Here is a 19,295-nt window from a genome sequence, read left to right as displayed (position 1 = left end):
CAGGTCCTGGGTCTCAGCTGTGGAAGGGCATCCGCTTCTGCACCCAGGCGGCGAGCTCACGGGAGGTGTGCCCCGGCCAGTTCGCCTGCATCGCGTACGACGGCGCCGACTCGTAGTCCCACCAGCGCCAGGTGTTGGTGCCCCGGCCGCCGACCAGCAGGCGACCGGTGGCGTTCACGTCGTCGCGCAGCCGCACGTTCCACTGACCGCTGTTGATGCCCTTCATCTTCGCCAGGGCGTCGTAGCGGCGGTCGGTAGCGGTTTTCGAGCCGTAGCCGAACACCGTAATGGTGAGCTTGCCCGGATAGCTGCAGACGATGCGTCCCTGTGCCCCGGCCGTCCCGCCCTGGGCGCGGCAGGTCTGACCCGCGCTGCCCTTCAGACCGGGCCGGGCGGGCACGATGCCGGTCCAGTCGCTGGCGATGTTCTGCTGGCGGCCGTAGGGCGTGGTGGCCTTGGCCTGAACGGTCATCGCGGTCTGCAGGGCGGCGGGAGCGGCCGCCGGCGAGGCTTCCGGCGAGGCCTCCGGAGCTCCCGGTGATGCTTCCGGAGCTCCCGGTGACGCTTCCGGAGCGGGGGACGCCGGGGTCGGCTCCTCGGCCAGCGCCACCACCGCGTAGGTGTGCTCACGCCCGTCACCGGGCCGGTCGGTCAGTTTCGGCTGGGTGGTGGTGTGCACGTTCTCGGTCGCCGTGCCCGGGTCGCGGTAGACCGCGTAGGCACCCGCGCCCGCCACCTCGTCCCAGGTCAGCGAGATCGCCGGACCCATCTCGCGCACGCTCAGCCCGGTCACCGCGGCCAGGTCGGCGCCGGGACCGGGCGAGGTGTTCATCGACGCCGCCTCGACCGTGTCGGTCGTGCGCGGCGCCGGGGTCTCCTGGTTGCGCACCAGCCCGGTCACGATCGCCCCGGCGGCCACGAGCACCACCAGGCCACCCGCGATCGGTACCAGCCGGCGCCGACGGCGGCCGGGCTGGGCGCTGGCCGCCTCCACGTCGAACCCGTCGCCCGGGTGACCGAGCAGCCGCAGCGAACCGGTGTCGGTGAGTTCCACCTCGGGCGCGGACGACTCGACGTTCTTGCCCGGGGTGACGAACGCACCCGGCTCGTCGACTGCGACCGCTCCGGCCTTCTTGCTCTTCGCCTTCGGGGTCGGGCGCAGGCTCAGCCCGCTCGCCGGGGAGATCGGCCCGCCCTGCCCGGGCACCGGCCGGGCGGAACCGTTGCGGGCCGCCTTGGCCCCGGCCCGGACCCGCGCCGCGCCACCCTGGCCGAGCATCTCCGGGCTGACCCCGAGAACGTCGTAGACCGAGCGCACGATCAGCGGCATCTTGCCGTCGCCGAGCAGGAAGATCCCGTCGAGCGTGGCCGGGCGGCGGCCGGAGGCCTCGATGGTGGACTGGAACGTGCGCGCCGTGCGCAGCACGTGCTCGCGCAGCGCGTTGTCCTGCTCGATCCGGTCGAGCCGCAGCGGGCCGTCGGCGTCGACCCCGGGAATGCCCTCGACGTCGACCGTGGCGCTGTGCCAGTCGACGAGTTCCTCGCGGGCGCGGCGCACGTCGGTGGTCAGGCGCAGCCGCAGCTTGCGCCAGGGCTCGCCCTTCGCGGTGCGCAGCTTGCCGGCCACCTCGGCCTCGACCCCGGGCAGACCGGCGATGCGCTCGATGGCCCGCTCGAGCAGCAGACGGTCGAACATCTCGCTGCCGACGTCGTCGAGGCGGTTCTCGGCCAGGATCTTCGGGGTGCCCGCGACGGAGGCCGCCGGGGAGTCGTCGAGCAGCTCGGACTCCAGCACCCACATGCGGGTCTGGGCGTGACCGACGGCGAGCACACCGACCACCGAACCCCCGGCGAACCGATTCTCCGTGCGCAGCGCGGCGGCTACGGCGGAGGGGTCCCAGTCGGTCACTCGTGTGCTCCTCATGGTCGGGCAGACCGGTCTGACAAGCGCCAGAGAATAGTCGAGCGGAGCGGGGTGCAGGACCCCAAAGCGGGTCACATCACGTAACGGTTCACGTAACGAACCCGGAGTGAGCAATTCCCACTCTGCGCATCCGGCCGCCGGATGCGCCACCGGCGTTAAACCTGGCGACCGCGCGCACGGCGACCTAGGCTCGAAGTCCCCCACCCATGAGGAGCTTCAGCCGGTGAGCAAGCCGATCCTTCTCACGGTCGACGACGACCCCTCGGTGTCCCGGGCGGTGGCCCGTGACCTGCGCCGTCGATATGCCGAGCAGTACCGCGTGGTCCGCGCCGACTCCGGTGCCGAGGCCCTGGAGTCGTTGCAGGAGATCCGGTTGCGCGGCGACCGGGTCGCGGTGCTGCTGGCCGACTACCGCATGCCCGGCATGAACGGCATCGAGTTCCTCGAGCGCGCGATGGACCTGTTCCCGCGGGCCCGCCGGGCCCTGCTGACCGCGTACGCCGACACCGACGCCGCGATCGAGGCGATCAACGTCGTCGACGTCGACTACTACCTGCTCAAGCCCTGGGAACCGCCGGAGGAGAAGCTCTACCCGGTGGTCGACCAGATGCTCGAGACCTGGGCCGCCGCGGGCGATCCGGAGATCGAGTCGACCCGGATCATCGGTCACCGCTGGTCGTCGCAGGCCCACGAGGTGCGGGACTTCCTGGCCCGCAGCGGCATGCCCTACCACTGGTACACGGTCGAGGAAGACGAGGGCCGCAAGCTGCTGCAGGCGGCCGGGGCCACCGAGGCCGACGTGCCGGTGCTGCTGACGGCGGGCGGCGACGTGCTGCGCAACCCGTCGCTGAGCCAGGTGGCCGACAAGATCGGGCTGTCCACCACGCCCGCCGAGGACTTCTACGACCTGATCATCGTGGGCGGCGGCCCGGCCGGGCTCGGCGCCGCGGTCTACGGTGCCTCCGAGGGTCTGCGCACCGTGCTGGTCGAGGGCCGGGTCACCGGCGGTCAGGCCGGGCAGAGTTCCCGCATCGAGAACTACCTGGGCTTCCCCGAGGGCGTCAGCGGCGGCCAGCTGACCGACCGGGCGCGCCGTCAGGCCAGCCGCCTGGGCGCCGAGCTGCTCACCGCGCGGCGGGTGGTCGGCCTCGAGACGCACGGCCCCAAGCGCATCGTCGAGCTCGACGACGGGCGGCGGGTCGCGGCCCACGCGGTGCTGCTGGCCACCGGCGTCTCCTACCGGCGACTGCGGGCCGACGGCGCCGACGACATGGTGGGCAAGGGGGTGTTCTACGGCTCGGCGGCGACCGAGGCCGAGGCCTGCGCCGACCAGCACGTGGTGATCGTGGGCGGGGCGAACTCGGCCGGCCAGGCCGCGATGTTCTTCTCCCGCCAGGCCCGCAAGGTCACGCTCGCCGTGCGCGGGCCCGACCTCGAGCGCTCGATGTCGCACTACCTGATCCAGCAGATCCGCGGCAACGACCGCATCGACGTGCGCACCTGCACCGAGGTGGCCTCGGTGCACGGTGACGGTCACCTCGAGAAGCTGGTGCTGCGCGACACCTCGGGCGGCACCGAGGAAGACGTCGACTGCGGGCACCTTTTCGTGTTCATCGGTGCCGCCCCGCTCACCGACTGGCTGCCCGACGAGCTGGAGCGCGACGAGGCCGGGTTCCTGCTCACCGGCACCGACCTGCTCGACTCGGGCCGCCGCCCGGCGGGCTGGGCCCCCAGCCGCGACCCGTTCCCGCTGGAGACCAGCATCCCCGGGGTCTTCGTGGCCGGGGACGTGCGCTCCGCCTCGGTCAAGCGGGTCGCCTCGGCGGTGGGTGAGGGCGCGATGGCCGTCTCCCTCGTGCACCAGTACCTGGCCCACCCGTAAGAACCCGGGCATGTATTCGACCTCGAAGACGTTGGAGAAACGGTGACTACCGTGGAACAACCCATGGAGCGGCTCACCCCGGCTGAGCTGTCGCGCTTCTTCCTGTTCGAGAAGCTGAACGACGACCAGCTGCGCTGGATGTCGGAGAACGGCGAGGTCGTGCGCTACCCGGCGGGCGCCACCGTCTACAGCGCCGACGAGCCCGCCACCTGTTTCTACATGCTGGTCGAGGGCCGTCAGGCCATGCTCAAGCAGGTCGGCGACCACGAGGTCGAGGTCTCGCGCTCCGACCGGCCGGGCGTCTACAGCGGCGCCACCTGGGCCTGGCTCACCTCGGCCCGCGAGGCCACCAAGAGCCCGTTCTACGGTGGCTCCCTGCGCACGCTCGACGAGTCGGTCTTCCTCCGGATCCCGGGCGAGGAACTGGCCGAGGTGCTCAAGGAATGGTTCCCGATGGCCATCCACCTGCTCGACGGCCTCTTCACCGGCATGCGCACCTCCGACGCCGTGGTCGGCCAGCGCGAAAGGCTCACCGCACTGGGCCGTCTCACCGCCGGCCTGACCCACGAGCTGAACAACCCGGCCTCGGCCGCGGTGCGCGCCACGGCCACCCTGCGCGAGCGGGTGGCGGCCATGCGCGGCAAGCTCAAGCACCTGGCCTCGGGCAAGGTCGACCCCGACACCCTGGTGAAACTGGCCGGGCTGCAGGAAGACGCGATCGAGCAGTCGGCGAAGGCCACGTCGGGCAAGACCAAACACCTCACCCCGCTGGCGGCCAACGACCTGGAAGACGAGTTCAGCGACTGGTGCGACGACCACGGCGTCTCGGCCGGCTGGCACCTGGCGCCGATCTGGGTGGCGGCCGGTCTCGACCTCGAGTGGCTCGAGGGCATGGCCGACGAGATCCCCCCGGCCCACCTCGAGGCGGGCCTGAAGTGGATCACCTACGCGCTCGAGAGCGAGCAGCTGATGGCCGAGATCGAAGACGCCACCGACCGCATCGCCACCCTGATCACCGCGGCCAAGCAGTACTCGCAGATGGACCGCGCCGAGTACCAGCAGATCGACATCCACGAGGGCATCAACAGCACGCTGGTGATGCTCGGGGCCAAGGTCCGGGCCGGCATCACGCTCGAGAAGCACTACGACAAGACGCTTCCCGCGATCCCGGCCTATCCCGCCGAGCTCAACCAGGTGTGGACGAACCTGCTCGACAACGCCATCCACGCGATGCACGACCGGCCCACCCGCAAGCTGTCGATCAGCACCGGCTGCGAGGGTGAGTTCGTGCTGGTCACCGTGTCCGACACCGGCCCGGGCATGACGCCCGAGGTGCAGCGGCGCATCTTCGAGCCGTTCTTCACCACCAAGCCGATCGGCCAGGGCACCGGGCTGGGGCTCGACATCGTCTGGCGCATCGTGGTGAACCGGCACGGCGGCGACATCCGGGTGACGAGCACACCCGGCGAGGGCACGACCTTCGAGGTGCGCCTCCCCCTGAACGCGCCGCGGCCGGCCGAGATCGCCGACCAGAGCTGACTTCTCATTGACGGTGCACGACTCATTGACGGTGCACGACGCGGTCACCGGCCGTCAGATCGATCGGACGGCGCGGGCCGACGTCGGCCGGGTCGAGCCGCAGCAGCCCGCTCAGTGACCCGAACGGCACGGCGGCGCCCCGGGCCGCAGCCCGTTTCACCGCGCTCGACGGCCGGGCCGCGTGCGTCAGGTTCTGCTCGGCCGCGGCGATCAGCTCCCGCTCCCGCCGCCCGGCGACCACCAGCGAACGCTGCGCGCACCACGACGCCGAGACCGTGAGCAGCGCGGCCGCGCGCTCCGGATCGGCCGGGGCGTGGGCCACCCCGAGCAGCCCGGCGATGCGGGGCAGGGTGAAGAATCGCCCGCCCCGGTGCGCCTCGCACAGCGCCTCCCGCAACGCGGTCACCGCCTGGGCCTGGTCACCGTCCCGCAGGTGCAGCACTCCCCCGGCCGCCGCGACCGACGCCCGGATCGCCGGGCCGCCGCTGTCCGCCGCGCACCGGGCCTGGGTGATGAGAACCCGCGCCAGTTGTGTCTCCCCGCGGTCCTGGGCGGCCTGGGCGAGCATGGCCAGCGGGTAGGCCAGCCGGGCGGGGTCGCCCTCGGCCGCGGCCCGGTGCCGGCTGCGCTGCCAGTGCCCGATGGCCTGAGCGGTGCGGCCCAGGTCGTCGAGCAGGTCGGCGTGGGCGTTCACCACCGCGTGCCAGAGCGGGGCGGGCAGGCGCCGGGCCGTCTTCAGCTGCTCGTGCACGGCCTCCAGCCCGGCCAGGGCCGCTTCGCTGCGGCCCCGGCTGCGCTCGATCACGGCCCGCATCAGCGCCGTCCGGATGGTGCTGGTGCCGGACACCCCCTCGGTCGGCGCCCCGTCGAGGATCTCGGCCGCCGCCCGCGGGTTGCCGCCGAAGAACGCCAGGCAGCTCCCCGCGACGGCCAGCCGGGCGGCGGTGCGGGGTGAGGGATTCGCGGCCCGGGCCTGCGCCAGCCGGGCCGGGACGTCGTCGCCGAGATCCCAGCGGCCGGTGCCGGGCCCCTGGTCGAGCAGGGCCACGGTGAGCCGGGCGAACACCTCACCGTCGCGGTCGCGGGCGTGCTCGGCGGCCGAGGTCAGGTTGTCGAACTCGACCGCCCGACCGGAACCGCCCGTCGACCGGCTGCCCTCGGCCGGGTCGAGCCAGCGGTCGGTGAGCGGGGGCAGGGTGTCCGCGAAATCGGCGAAATAGGCGGCGTGCCGGTCGGCCGCGCGCTCGTGGTGCCCGGGCTCGGCGGCCATCAGACGCCGGGCGTGCCCACGCACCGGCGAGAGCAGACCCAGCCGCCCGGTCTCGTCGATGAGCAGCAGGTTCTTGTCGGCCAGCCGCCCGATCACGTCGATCACCTGGCCCGGCCCGGGCACCGGACCGCAGACCTTCTCGGCCGCGTCGAGCGTCGCACCCCCGCTGAACAGCGAGAGCCGGCCCAGAACCTGGCGTTCGGTCTCGTCGAGCCGGCCCACGGTCCAGTCGAGCACCGCCCCCAGTGCGGAACCGGGCTCGGTGAGACGGTTCTCGAGGTCCAGGTCGAGGCCGATCTCGTGCGGTGCGCTGCCCCGCGACCGGGCGGCGGTCAGTTCCAGCGCCAGCGGCAGCCCGTCCAGGGTGCGGCAGAGCGCGGCGACTGCGGCCGCGTTCTGCTCCGTCACCTCGAAGGCCGGCAGCACCGCGCGGGCCCGGTCACGGAAGAGCCGCACCGCGTCGGCCGAGCGCACGGTCTCCACGTCACCGGCCCCGGACCCGGCCCAGGGCAGGCAGAGCGGGCCGACCCCGACCACCTGCTCCCCCGGCAGGCCCAGCGGACGCCGCGCGGTGGCGAGCACCCGCAGCCCGTCGACGTGGGCGAGGAGGGCGAGGACCACCGGCTTGTGCACGGGCTCGAGGTCGTCGAGCACCAGCAGGCAGGGCGGGCCGGCGAGCGCCCGGCAGACCGCGTCGAGAGGAGGCTCACCGGGCGTGTCCGGCACCCCGTCGAGCACCCGGCCCAGACGGGCGGCCAGGTCCTGACCGTCGTGCAGCGGAACCACGAGAACCCGGGGCGCGGGCATCGACTCGCGGCCCCGGTCGGCCAGGCGCCGGGCCACCACCTGGGCGGCGAGGCGGGTCTTGCCGGCGCCGCCGGGCCCGGCCACGGTGACCAGCCGGACGTCCGGACGCCGCAGCAGTTCCAGCGTGGTGTTCAGCTCGGCCCCGCGGCCGATGGTGCCGGAGCCGAACGCCGCTCCGAAGGCCGTGCGTTTGGTGCCGATGACCGGGATGCCGCCGCTCTCGGGCACTCCCGGCAGGATCGGGGCGCAGTGATCACCCGGGTGGGCCGGCGGACGCGGGACGACCGGGGCGAGGGCGGGCCTCCGGGGCGCGATCCAGGCCGAGGGGGAACCGGTTCCGGGCCGGTCCACGACCGGGCCACCCGGGCCGTCCGGCCCGTCCGGTCCATCCGATCCACAAGGTCCACCCGATCCACCCGGTCCACAAGGTCCACCCGGGACGGCTGGAACGTTCGGGCCGGGCTCGCCGGCCGCATCAACGAGGTCGCCCGGGCCGGGCCGGAACGCCATCGGCTCCGGTCGGGACTGTGCCGGGATCACCCCCACCGACATCGAGGACGCTCGCTCCCCGGTGCGCGGTCCCGGGATCCGGCTCGGTGGGCCCGGGTTCGCACCGGAGCAGCCCGGTTCCAGGCCGGGAAGGACCGGATTCGCGCCCCGGAGGCCGGAGTTCAGGTTCCGAGAACCGAACTCGGTTTCCGACCGCGCCGAGTCACCCCCCTGGGTGAGCAGCGAGGCCTGCGCCGCCCGCACGACCGGCACCGGCCGCCCGGAGCGCAGGTCGGGCGAGATCGACGACGCGGCGTCCGTTTCGTCGACGAACGCGATCGGCCCGACCTCCTGGCGCAGAAGACGTCCGTGCAGCTCACGCAGGGCCGGACCGGGATCGATACCGAGTTCGTCGCCGAGCCGGCCGGCCGCCTGCGCGTAGGCCGCGAGCGCCTCGGCCTGCCGCCCCTCCCAGTACAGCGAGGTCATCAGCTGACCCACGAACCGTTCGTTCAGCGGATGCCGCCGTAGCAGGTCCTGCAGCTCCGGGATGAGCCGGGAATGGCGCCCCAGAAGGGATTCCGCATCGATACGGTCGGCGATCGTGGACTGCCGCAGCGACTCCAGCCGGGCCACCGAGGCGGCCGCCCCGGGCACCCCGGCCAGATCGGGCAGTGAATTACCCCTCCACAACTGCAGTGCAGAACGCAATTCGTGGGCCGCACCCACGGGATCACCTGCGGCGAGCCGGGATCGGCCGGACTCGCTGGCCTCCTCGAACCGGCGCGAGTCGATCGCCTCGGGAGGCAGATCGAGGAGATACATTCCGGATACCGTACGTAATGGAGGCAGTTCACCGGGGGTGACGAGCAGTCGCCGCAACCGCGAGACGTAGACCTGAACGGTGTTACCCGCCGCCGGGGGCGGGGATTCGCCCCAGAGCAGGTCGACCAGACGGGACGGCGGAACCGCCACTCCCACCGAGAGAGCCAGTAAGGCCAGCAGGGCGCGCTGACGGGGACTGCCCGCCGAAACCGGGCGCCCTGCCTTCACGATCTCCACGGGTCCGAGAACCCGAATCCGGTCGCCTGCGTCCGATCGCGATGCGTGCGCCACGGAAAGAACCTATTCGCTACCTGGGGTCAATGCCGCTTCATTCATCGTGTTCATGCGTTCTACCAGGGCGTTCAGTAGTCATTAAGTGGCTTGTCGGACCTTCGCAGCAGGTTTGTCGTCATCGAAAGCCGGGGACGTCCCCGGATCGAGCGACTTTCCGGGAGGTGCACGATGCGCGGATCGACCTGGGGCTGAGCCGTACGGCAAGCCGTTCCGCATCGAGTCGGTGCTTCGCAGCGAACCGGCGGATGTGATGAAGTGTTACGCGCACTGCCCCCAGCCTCACGGCATGGGGGCCGGTCGCGGTTTTGCGCTCGAAACATCAAGATGCACAGCAGTAACAGGGGGCTCAGGCGCCGTGATCGTGGCGCCAGAGGCATGGTCGGCGGATTCGATGGGGAGAAGACACAGCGTGTCGACGAGAGCGGCAGATCCACCGATCGAGTTCACACCGAGCGGCCATGACCCAGAACAGGATTCGGTGAATCGTCCCGGCGAGTCCGGCGCCACTGCGGACACCCGGGAAGCACTCACCGGAACCGACCCCGGAGCGGTTCCCGATCCGCCCAGCGACCAGCAGCCGCCCGGCGACCGGCAACCACTCGGCGACCAGCAACCACCCGGCGATCGACCCGGCACCCGGACAACGCGCCGGCCGGAGCCCGACGACCGCCCGGCCGGATACCGGGACGTGTTCGGGGTCAAGGAGTTCCGCGCGCTCTTCGCGGCGGACCTGTTCTCGCTGATCGGCGACCAGGTGGCCGCCGTCGCCGTGGCCGTCCTGCTCTACCAGGACACCGGATCACCCCTCCTCGCCGCCGCCGGTTACGCCACCGCCTACGTGCCCTGGCTGCTGGGCGGGCCCCTGCTGGCGGCCTGGGCCGAGCGTTTCGCCAGCCGTTCGGTGATGGTGGCCTGCGACCTGTCCCGCGCACTGCTGATCGCGATCGCCGCGATCCCGGGCCTGCCGTCGCTCGCCGTCGCCGGCCTGGTGTTCCTCGCCGCGATGCTCGCGCCCCCGTTCGACGCCGCCCGTTCGGCCCTGATCACGCAGCTCCTGCCCGGCAACAAGTACCCGGTCGGGATGTCGCTGCGGCAGGCCGTTCACCAGGTCGCCCAGCTCAGCGGCTTCGCGTTGGGCGGGGCCCTGGTACTCGCGATGAGCGCGCCCGGGGTGCTCGCTCTGAACTGCCTGACCTTCCTGGCGTCGGCCCTGTTGCTGCGCACGTTCCTGACGGCCCGGCCGAAGGCGCCGACGGTGGACGCGGCGGTCGCCTCGGAACCCGCCTCACCTCCCGGGGAGGACGAGGAAGAGAACGACTCCCCCTACCGCCCGCGCCGTGGGGCCAACGCCGTGCCCCAGCAGCGGTTGCGTGAGGACAGCCCCAGGGTTCCGAACGACGCCCCCTCGGTCCCCCTCCCCCGCCGGGAACCGGCCCAGGCCGCCTCGAGCCGTCTCCGGCTCCGGGGCCGTCGCGCGACCGACCCGCGCCGGAGCACCGGACCGGGCCCCGACGCGTCCTCACGCACCTCGATCTGGCGGGACCTGACCGACGGGCTGCAGCTGGTGCGCGGCGACGCGCGGATCTGGTTCCCCCTGATGCTGGGCATCGTCGGGGCCGCGTACGCGATCGTGCCCGAGGCCATCGCCACCGCCTACGCCACCGAACTGGGCCACGGGCACGGGGTGGTCGGGCTGATCATGGCCGCCGCGGCCGCCGGCAGTGTGGCCGGAGGCCTGGCGATCGGGAGGTTCGCCGGTCCCCGGGCCGCCTCGCGGATCATGTACCCGCTGGCCCTGATGGGCACAGTTCCGCTGCTGGTCGTCGCGCTGCGCCCCGGCCTGGTGGTCAGCCTGGCCCTGTTCGCGGTGTGCGGTCTGGGCCAGGCGTTCCAGGTCGTGGCCAACACCCAGTTCGCCTCGAACGTGCCGGCCGAGATGCGCACGCGGGCGTTCGGCATCGCCATCGCCGGGCTCTACGGCGGGCAGAGCCTCGCCATCCTGGTGGCCGGGGCGGCGGCCCAGTGGCTCGAGCCGTCCACCGTGATCGCCTCCTCCGGCCTGATCGGGGCGGTGGGCGTCCTGCTACTGCCGCACCTGCGCCCCAGCGTCCTCGTGGCGCGCGGCCGGCACACCAACCAGGGGTGAGCCGGACTCCAGCGGCGGGTGCCCGTCCGGGGTCCCGCTGAACGACGCCTCGCCCAGCGGCCTGCGCTCGTCCGCCTCGCAGTCCTCGTCCTGCTCCGCGGAGTGGTCGGGCGTCTGCAGGTCGAGGTGGGCGGTCGCCGGAGCGGGCACCGGCTTCTCGTGGCGGGCCGAGCGGGCGTCGGTGTCGATTCCGGCCTCCTGGGCCGTGACCACCCCGTCGCGCACCTGGTAGTCGGCCGGGCCGAGGTTGCGCTGCACCGGCAGCGACTGCGGGTGGTTGCGCTGCAGCCAGGTCAGCAGGGCCTCGCGGATGTCGCAGCGCAGGTCCCAGGCGGCCGGGCCGTCGGCGGCCGAGGCCAGCACCCGCACCACCATCGTGGTCTCGGTGGTGTCGGCGACCTGGAGCACCCAGGCCTGCCGGTCCCACAGCGGGTTCGCGTCGATCACCGCGTGGGCGTAGTGCCGCAGCTCTTCCAGCGGGGTCGCGAAGTCGAGGTGCAGGATCACCGACCCCAGCACCCGGGCCTGGTTCCGGGTCCAGTTCTGGAACGGGTTGGTGGTGAACCAGCTGGTCGGCAGCACCAGACGGCGCTCGTCCCAGAGGTGCACCACCACGTAGGTCAGGGTGATCTCCTCGATCCAGCCCCACTCGTCCTCGATGACCACCACGTCGTCGATGCGCACGGCGTCGGTGAAGGCCAGCTGCAGCCCGGCGAACATGTTGCCCAGCGTGGTCTGCGCGGCCAGACCGGCGAGGATGCCCGCGATACCGGCCGAGGCCAGCAGCGAGGCGCCGAACGTGCGCATCTGCGGGATCGACATCAGCACCGCGGCCACGCCGATCAGCACCACGACCACCCCGAGCACCCGCCGGACCAGGGTGATCTGGGTGCGCAGACGGCGGATGCGGCGGTTGTCGGCCACGTCCATGCGCAGCCGCCAGAACAGGATCTCCTCCGCCACCACCAGCGAGCGCACGATCAGCCAGCAGAGCGAGAGCACCACGGCGATGCCGGCCACGCGGGTCCAGACGTCGCCCACCCTCGGCAGCGACTGCAGGCCCACCTCGAGCGCGATCGCCACCACGGCGACCACGAACGGATGACGGCACAGCCGGTGGATCGCGATCAGGCTGCCCTGCTCGTGCCGGCGGCCGAAGACCGCCGCGAGCCAGGTGAGGCTCCAGGCCGCGAGGCCGCACGCCACCGAGGCGGCGGCGACGACGAGCAGTCCGGTCCAGATGTCGAGGTCGTCCACGTAACTCCTTCCCGTTCCCCCGCCGTTCGTCACGGCGGTCGGGTCGGGTCAGGTCTTCTTCAGCCGGCTGCCGGCGTCTTCGTCACGGCAGCCACGGGCTGAACGGATCGAGACATCGACGCTATCCACCACTCGCGCACCGTGCGGCTCGACATTCCCGCTCCTGGGCGCCTATGGACCGAAAAGCGCAGGTCGTGAACCGATTCTGAGAGGCGCGTCACTCCCCGGCGGGATAGAACTGCGCTGTGAGTGACCAGTCTGCGCCGTCCGTCGTCCTCTTCACCCGTGACCTTCGCGTGCACGACAACCCGGCCCTGCACGCCGCCGCCGGTGACGGCCCGGTGGTGCCGTTGTTCGTGCTCGACCCCACGATCCTCGACGGCACGTTCAACCGCCCCAACCGCGCGCGTTTCCTGGCCGAGAGCCTGGCCGACCTGGACGCCGCCCTGCAGAAGCGGGGTGCCGCGCTGGTGGTGCGGCGCGGCGTGGTGGCCGACGAGGTGGCCGCCGTGGTGCGCGAGACCGGGGCCCGGGCCGTGCACATGGCCGGTGACGCGAGTGGCTTCTCGCACCGCCGCGAGGACCGGCTGCGCGAGGCCCTGGACGACTGCGAGCTCCACGTCCACGACGACTCGCTGTTCGTGGTGCCGCCCGGTCAGATCACCGCGACCGGCAAGACCCACATGTCGGTGTTCTCGCCGTACCACCGCAAGTGGGAGAAGGAGTCGCGGCGCTCGCCCCTGGCCGCGCCGCGCAAGCTCACGATGCCGCCGGGGCTGAAGACCGGGAAGGTGCCGGCGGCGACCGAGATCAGCAAGGGCCGGACCGCGCCGCACATGTCCGCCGGCGGTGAGACCGAGGGCCGGAAGCTGTTCAAGACCTGGCTGGACCAACGGGCCGAGGGCTACGCCGACGACCACGACGACCTGGCCGGCGACCGCACCAGCCGGATCTCGCCCTACCTGCACTTCGGCTGCCTGTCGCCGTTGGAAGTGGTGACCCGGGCCTGGGACGTGGCCCCCGCCTTCACCCGGCAGGTGGCCTGGCGCGACTTCCACGCCCAGGTGCTGGCCGCGAATCCCCGCTCCACGCGCGACGACCTGCGCCCGCGGCACGACCGCTGGCGCACCGGCGAGGACGCGGAGCGGGAGTTCACGGCCTGGAAGGAGGGACGCACGGGGTGGCCTCTGGTGGACGCCTGCATGCGTCAGCTGGTGGACGAGGGGTGGATGCACAACCGCGGGCGCCTGGTGGTCGGCCACTTCCTGTGCAAGACGCTCTACCTGGACTGGCGGTGGGGCGCGCAGTTCTTCGTCGACCACCTGATCGACGGCGACACCGCCAACAACACGATGAACTGGCAGTGGGTGGCCGGGACCGGCACCGACTCCCGGTTCAACCGGATCCTGAGCGTGAGCTCGCAGGCCGAGCGCTACGACCCGAACGGCGACTACGTGCGCCGCCACGTGCCCGAGCTCTCCGGCATCGACGGGCCCGAGGTGCACGCACCCTGGAAACTCGACCGCGACGTCCGCAAGCAGCTGGACTATCCGGAGCCGATCGTGGACGTGCGGGAGGGCAATGATCGTTTTCTCGCCGCTCGCGGCAAGAAGTAGAGAGCTGTTCGGGTCCGGCCCCGGCTCACCTCGGTGAGCCGGGGCCGGACCCGGGAGATCAGCCGAGCTTGAGCTGACGCACCCGGATCGTGTCGGGCAGACGCTTGAGGGCCTCGATGACCTGATCGGTCGGGCTCGCCGCGATGTCGGTGATCACGTAGCCCACCTCGCCGCGGGTGCCCAGGGTCTGGCCGTCGATGTTGACCTTCTCCTCGGCCAGCACCGAGTTGATCGCCGCGAGCACGCCCGGGGTGTTGCGGTGGATGTGCACGAGGCGCGTGGCCTGGTGCTCCGGCGTGGCCAGCTGCGGGAAGTTGATGCTCAGCGAGGTGCTGCCGTGGATCACGTAGTCACGCAGCTTGCCGGCCACGAAGCGGCCGATGTCCTGCTGGGCCTCCTCGGTGGAGCCACCGATGTGCGGCGTGAGGATGACGTTGGGCATGCCCTGCAGCGGGGACACGAACTTGTCCCCTCGGGCCTTGGGCTCTTCCGGGAAGACGTCGATCGCGGCGCCGGCCAGCTGGCCCGACTCCAGGCGGGCCCGCAGGGCCGTCTGGTCGACCACGAAACCGCGGCTCAGGTTCAGGAAGATGCTGCCGTGCTTCATCAGCGCGAACTGCTCGTCGCCGAAGAAGTCGGAGTTGGCCTTGCGCCCGTCGACGTGCAGCGTGACCACGTCGACCTTGGCCAGCAGCTCTTCGAGGGTGTGCACCTGCCGGGCGTTGCCCAGGGGCAGGCGGTCGGCGGTGTCGTAGAACAGCACCTCCATGCCCAGGTTCTCGGCGAGCACGGAGAGCTGGGTGCCGATGTTGCCGTAGCCGACGATGCCGAGCTTGCGGCCGCGCACCTCGTGCAGGCCGGTGGCGCTCTTGTCCCAGACGCCCGCGTGCATGCCGCGGTCTTTCTCGGTGAGCCGGCGGGTCATCGCGATGATCTCGGCCAGCGCCAGCTCGACCACGCTGCGGGTGTTCGAGAACGGGGCGTTGAACACGGCCACACCGCGGTTCTGGGCGGCCGCCACGTCGATCTGGTTGGTGCCGATGCAGAACGCGCCGATCGCCAGCAGGTCGGGCAGCTCGGCCAGCACGCGCTCGGTGACGTTGGTCTTGGAGCGGATGCCGAGCAGGTGGACGCCCTTCGCCTGCTCGATCAGCTCGTCCTCGTCGAGCGCTCCGCCGACGGAGACCACCTCGGCCCCGACGGCCTCGAAGGACGCCACGGCGTCGGGGTGGATGTTCTCCAGCAGCAGGATCTTGATCCCGGCGGCGGGCAGGCTCTTGTTGCTCACTGCAGTCACACTCACAGGCGAGGACGAGGGAAATTGCTTCCGGCAGGTTACGTGCGATCTAGAACTCTACCCTTCGGGCCTGGTCGCTGGCTCGTGAGTAAACCGCCGCACGGTGGATGTGAAGGCTCTGTGAGGGGCCGATCATTCCTGAAGTACCTGTCCCCCGGGTCGAGGACATAGGTGCGTACCGAGATCCGGACGCGCGAAAGGAGCCTCGCACCGATGTCCATCTCCTCGATCAGCAGCACCTCGTACTCCCCCCAGACGCTGCCCACGCAGCAGCGGGGTTCCGGTGGCGCCCTGAACGTCGCGGCCGAGACGCTGGGGCTGAGCACCGACGACCTGAGCAGCCAGCTGTCGAGCGGCAAGACGCTCGCCGAGGTCGCCGAGGACCAGGGCGTCTCGCGGGACGACCTGGCCGCGGCGCTGAAGGCCGGGATGCCCTCGGACATGGCCTCGCGCTCCGACGCCGACAGCGTCGTGGACTCGATCATCGACTCGGTCGGCGGGGTTGCGGGGCCGGGCGGCCGGCCGGGCCCGCCGCCGCCCCCGCCGGCCTCCTCGTCGTCCTCCTCGTCGCAGGACGCCACCGGCCTGCTCAGCGGCGTGCTGACCCAGGATCAGCAGGACACGCTCGACAGCCTCAGCTCGCTGCTCGACACCGACTCCGACTCCCTGCTGACGAGCCTGCAGAGCGGGACGAGCCTGGCCAGTCTGGTGCAGGAGGCCGGGATCAGCTCGACCACGCTGGCCTCGGTGCTGCAGGACGGGCTGCTCTTCGACACCCGCGCCTGAGCTGTCCCTCGTGATCATGCCTCGTCACCGGGGCATGATCACGAGCGGACGGGTCAGGAGCTGGTGGGCCGGGCCGAGGGCTGGGCGGTCGGCACCGTGATGCCGCAGGCGGTGAGCGCCTTCTGGGCGTCTTCGTCCTGCAGGATCGACTGCATGCCGCCGCCCATGCCGCCTCCACCGCCACCGGGACCACCGGAGGCACCCGCGCTGGGCATGGCGGTCGGCCGGTCGCTGGGCACGGCGCCGCCGCTCGGCATGGCTGTCGGCATGTCCACGCTGATGCCGGCGGCGCTCAGGCATTCCTGAATCTGCTGCATCTGCTCGTTGTTTCCCCCGCCCGGGCCGTTCTGGGCCGCGGCCGATGTGGCGTCGGCACTCGTGGTGCCACCCGAGGAACCGCCTCCGCAGGCAGCCAGGGTCAGCGCGATCATCGGGGCGATCGCCACCGCGGTCAGGGTTCTGCGGCTCGAAACCATCAGAGTTGTTCCTACTTCCGTCATCCGAGAACGAAATAGCTAGCTGGCGGTGATACTGGTCGCCGTGACGACACCGTCGTCCGCCGTGGTACCGGCCACCGACACCGAGTCCCCCTTGGACAGGCCGGTCAGCGCCGAGTCGGTGGAGCTCGAGACAGTAGTGCCCTGAGGTACTTTCACCGTGACACTCTTGTCCGAGAAGTTCTTCACCACGATCGTGGTGCCGGAGATCCTGGTCACGGTTCCGACAACCACCGGCGTACTGGCGGTTTCGCTCTGGGCAGCGCTGCCACCCTGGGCGGTACCACTGCCCTGGCCGGGCATGCCACCGCCGCCGAAGCCACCACCACCGCCGTAACCCCCTTGCACACCGCCGCTCTGGCCGTATCCGCCACTGCGATTACCACCCATGGCTGACATCCCCCCGCCGGGTGCGCCGGCGCTCGAGTTGCCGAACTGCTTCTGCACCACCACCCCACCGATGAACGCGAGCCCGGCGAGAACGGCCGCCATCAGCGCGATCGTGACCTTTCCCATCCGGCGGTTGCTCTCGGCGAGCAGGTCGAGGTCGTCGTCGGCGGGTGGGATGTACCCGCCGCGGGACGGCCCGGCCTGAATCTCGGTCCTGTCGATCCCGGCCGGAGCGGTCGGAGGGGCTGGTTCCACGGAGATCTGCTCCTGAGGCTGGTTCATTCGTAACGGAGGGCGTCGATCGGGCGCAGCGAGGCGGCCCGGTTCGCCGGGTAGAGGCCGAAGAACAGCCCGATGAGAACGGAGACGCCGAAGGCCAGCACGATCGAGTAAGGCTCGATCACCGGCTCCACGCCGACGATGGTGAACTGGCTGCCGACCACGCCGATCAGCACACCCATCAGCCCGCCGAACACCGACAGCAGCACGGCCTCGACCAGGAACTGGCTCACGATGTCGAACTTCTGCGCGCCGATGGCCTTGCGGATACCGATCTCCCGGGTCCGCTCGGTCACCGTGACGAGCATGATGTTCATGACGCCGATCCCGCCGACGAGCAGTGAGATCGCCGCCACCGCACCGAGAAGCACGGTCAGCGTGTCGGTGCTGCTGGTCGCCGCCTCGAGAAAGCTGGAGGCGTTGGAGACGCTGAAGTCGGCGTCGTCGGACGTGACCTTGTGCCGGGAGTTGAGGATGTCCTCGACCTCCGACTGGGCCGCGTCCACCGTCTCGGCCGAGGTGGCCTGCACGGTGATCGAGTCCACCGAGCCGTAGCCGGTGAGCGTGTCCTGCACGGCGGTGAGCGGGGCGATGACCACGTCGTCCTGGTCGGTGTTGCCGCTCGTGCCCTTCTCGGCCAGGATCCCGACCACGCTGTACTCGACCCCGTTGAACTGCACGGTCTCATCGAGCACGTCGCTGCCGTCTCCCCCGGCCAGGTCCTCGGCCACGCTGACGCCGACCAGGGCCACCCGCTTGCGCTCGGTGTAGTCGGCGTCGTCGAACGCCGAGCCCTTCGAGACCGTCCAGTCGTTGATGGCCAGGTAGCTGGGGGTGGTGCCGGTGAACGTGGTGACGTCGTGACTGGCACCGGTGTAGGTGGCCGTCACCGAGCTGGCGCTGACGGTCGGGGCGACCGCCTTCACGTCGGGGGCGAGCTCGTCGTCGAGGAGCGAACCGGCGTCATCCACTGTCAGTTGCGCCACGCGGGTCTGGCTGCCCGAGTCGACCGAACCGCCACCCCCGCCCGGGAAACCCCCTCCCCCACCGCGTCCACCGGTGCCACCCTGACTGCTCGAGACCGTGAGGGTGTTGCTGCCCAGCGACGAGATCGACTCGGCCACCGCGGCGCTCGACCCGGTGCCGACGGAGACCAGGATGATCACCGACGCCACCCCGATCAGGATGCCGAGAGTGGTCAGCAGAGAACGCATCTTGTTGCCCAGGACACCACGCACGGCGAACCGTGCGGCCTCGGCGAACCGGCTCATCGCGCGACTCCCGGCGGCGGCTCGTGAATCCCGGCGACCCGCTCGTCCATCACGATCTGCCCGTCCCGGAGCCGGATCACGCGCTTGGCCCGGGCAGCCACGTCGTCCTCGTGGGTGATGACGCAGAGCGTGCGGCCCGCGAGACTGAGATCGTCGAACAGGTCGAGGATGTCGGCCGTGCTCCTGCTGTCGAGCGCGCCGGTCGGCTCGTCGGCGAGCAGCAGCACCGGGTTGGTCACGATGGCGCGGGCCACCGCCACCCGCTGCTGCTGACCGCCCGACAACTGCGACGGGATGTGATCGAGCCGCTCGCCGAGGCCGACGCGTTCCAGTGCGGCGCGAGCCCTTTCGCGGCGCACCGAGGCCTTCACCCCGCCGTAGGCCATCGGCAGCTCGACGTTCGCGAGCGCGCTGGTGCGGGCGATCAGGTTGAACGACTGGAAGATGAAGCCGATCTTGCGGTTGCGAACCAGGGCCTGACTGCGCTCGTCGAGCCGCCGGGTGTCCACACCGTCGAGCAGGTAGCGGCCCTGGCTCGGGATGTCGAGGCAGCCGATGATGTTCATCAGCGTGGACTTTCCGGAACCGGACGCACCCATGATCGCCACGTAGTCACCCGTCTCGACCACCAGGTCGACCCCGGCCAGGGCGTGCACCTCGGTGTCACCCAGGCCATAGGTCTTGCGCAGCGAGCGCACCTCGATGACGGGCCGGGTCATGAGGGTG

13 protein-coding genes are annotated in these 19,295 nt (G+C 71.3%); 5 read left to right on the top strand and 8 right to left on the bottom strand.

Translation table 11 applies throughout. The features are described from left to right. Positions 1-13 precede the first annotated feature (13 nt). Positions 14-1,909: a hypothetical protein gene (locus J2S57_RS12880; protein WP_307242041.1), complete on the bottom strand. Its 1,896-nt coding sequence runs from the start codon at positions 1,907-1,909 to the stop codon at positions 14-16. A gap of 238 nt (positions 1,910-2,147) precedes the next feature. Between J2S57_RS12880 and J2S57_RS12875 the strand changes: the two genes are divergently transcribed. After that, entirely contained in the window at positions 2,148-3,806 is a 1,659-nt protein-coding gene (locus J2S57_RS12875; RefSeq protein WP_307242040.1) for an NAD(P)/FAD-dependent oxidoreductase, read from the top strand. A 51-nt stretch (positions 3,807-3,857) separates the two neighbouring features. Then, positions 3,858-5,345, top strand: coding sequence for an ATP-binding protein (locus J2S57_RS12870; RefSeq protein WP_307242037.1), 1,488 nt, complete (start codon positions 3,858-3,860; stop codon positions 5,343-5,345). Between the two features lie 22 nt (positions 5,346-5,367). Here the strand turns inward: J2S57_RS12870 and J2S57_RS12865 are convergent, their stop codons facing one another. Beyond that, positions 5,368-8,964: an AfsR/SARP family transcriptional regulator gene (locus J2S57_RS12865; RefSeq protein ID WP_307242034.1), complete on the bottom strand. Its 3,597-nt coding sequence runs from the start codon at positions 8,962-8,964 to the stop codon at positions 5,368-5,370. 544 nt (positions 8,965-9,508) lie between these two features. Between J2S57_RS12865 and J2S57_RS12860 the strand changes: the two genes are divergently transcribed. Beyond that, entirely contained in the window at positions 9,509-11,176 is a 1,668-nt protein-coding gene (locus J2S57_RS12860; RefSeq protein WP_307242031.1) for an MFS transporter, read from the top strand. On the opposite strand, the gene J2S57_RS12855 is transcribed toward J2S57_RS12860, so the two are convergent. Then, on the bottom strand, positions 11,114-12,433 hold the full coding sequence (locus J2S57_RS12855; protein WP_307242028.1) for a mechanosensitive ion channel family protein: 1,320 nt from the start codon (positions 12,431-12,433) through the stop codon (positions 11,114-11,116). The genes J2S57_RS12860 and J2S57_RS12855 overlap by 63 nt on opposite strands. A gap of 245 nt (positions 12,434-12,678) precedes the next feature. Here J2S57_RS12855 and J2S57_RS12850 point away from each other — a divergent pair, with 245 nt between their 5' ends. After that, positions 12,679-14,049, top strand: coding sequence for a cryptochrome/photolyase family protein (locus tag J2S57_RS12850; RefSeq protein WP_307242026.1), 1,371 nt, complete (start codon positions 12,679-12,681; stop codon positions 14,047-14,049). Between the two features lie 58 nt (positions 14,050-14,107). Here J2S57_RS12850 and serA read toward each other — a convergent pair whose 3' ends face one another. Next, positions 14,108-15,337: a phosphoglycerate dehydrogenase gene (gene serA, locus J2S57_RS12845; protein ID WP_307242024.1), complete on the bottom strand. Its 1,230-nt coding sequence runs from the start codon at positions 15,335-15,337 to the stop codon at positions 14,108-14,110. Between the two features lie 222 nt (positions 15,338-15,559). On the opposite strand from serA, the gene J2S57_RS12840 reads away from it, so the two are divergent. Beyond that, positions 15,560-16,132 (top strand): hypothetical protein, encoded by a 573-nt coding sequence (locus J2S57_RS12840; RefSeq protein ID WP_307242022.1) that lies wholly within the window; start codon positions 15,560-15,562, stop codon positions 16,130-16,132. A 53-nt stretch (positions 16,133-16,185) separates the two neighbouring features. Here J2S57_RS12840 and J2S57_RS12835 read toward each other — a convergent pair whose 3' ends face one another. From J2S57_RS12835 to J2S57_RS12820, 4 genes are read right to left on the bottom strand one after another with little or no spacing between them, the layout of a single operon-like run. Next, the gene (locus J2S57_RS12835; protein WP_307242020.1) at positions 16,186-16,608 is read right to left on the bottom strand and encodes a hypothetical protein; all 423 of its coding nucleotides are present in this window, start codon (positions 16,606-16,608) and stop codon (positions 16,186-16,188) included. A gap of 39 nt (positions 16,609-16,647) precedes the next feature. Then, on the bottom strand, positions 16,648-17,274 hold the full coding sequence (locus J2S57_RS12830; RefSeq protein ID WP_307242018.1) for a DUF5666 domain-containing protein: 627 nt from the start codon (positions 17,272-17,274) through the stop codon (positions 16,648-16,650). A 23-nt stretch (positions 17,275-17,297) separates the two neighbouring features. Next, positions 17,298-18,569, bottom strand: a complete 1,272-nt coding sequence (locus tag J2S57_RS12825) for an ABC transporter permease (protein ID WP_307242017.1) — start codon at positions 18,567-18,569, stop codon at positions 17,298-17,300. Continuing rightward, a complete protein-coding gene (locus J2S57_RS12820) occupies positions 18,566-19,288 on the bottom strand; it encodes an ABC transporter ATP-binding protein (protein ID WP_370882634.1) in 723 nt (240 codons plus the stop codon). The genes J2S57_RS12825 and J2S57_RS12820 overlap by 4 nt, the downstream gene beginning before the upstream one ends. Positions 19,289-19,295: the final 7 nt, after the last annotated feature.

The sequence above is a fragment of the Kineosporia succinea genome (assembly GCF_030811555.1).
GTDB lineage: Bacteria > Actinomycetota > Actinomycetes > Actinomycetales > Kineosporiaceae > Kineosporia > Kineosporia succinea.
The sequence above is the reverse complement of the archived record's forward strand: the minus strand, read 5'-3'. Positions and strand labels throughout refer to the sequence as shown.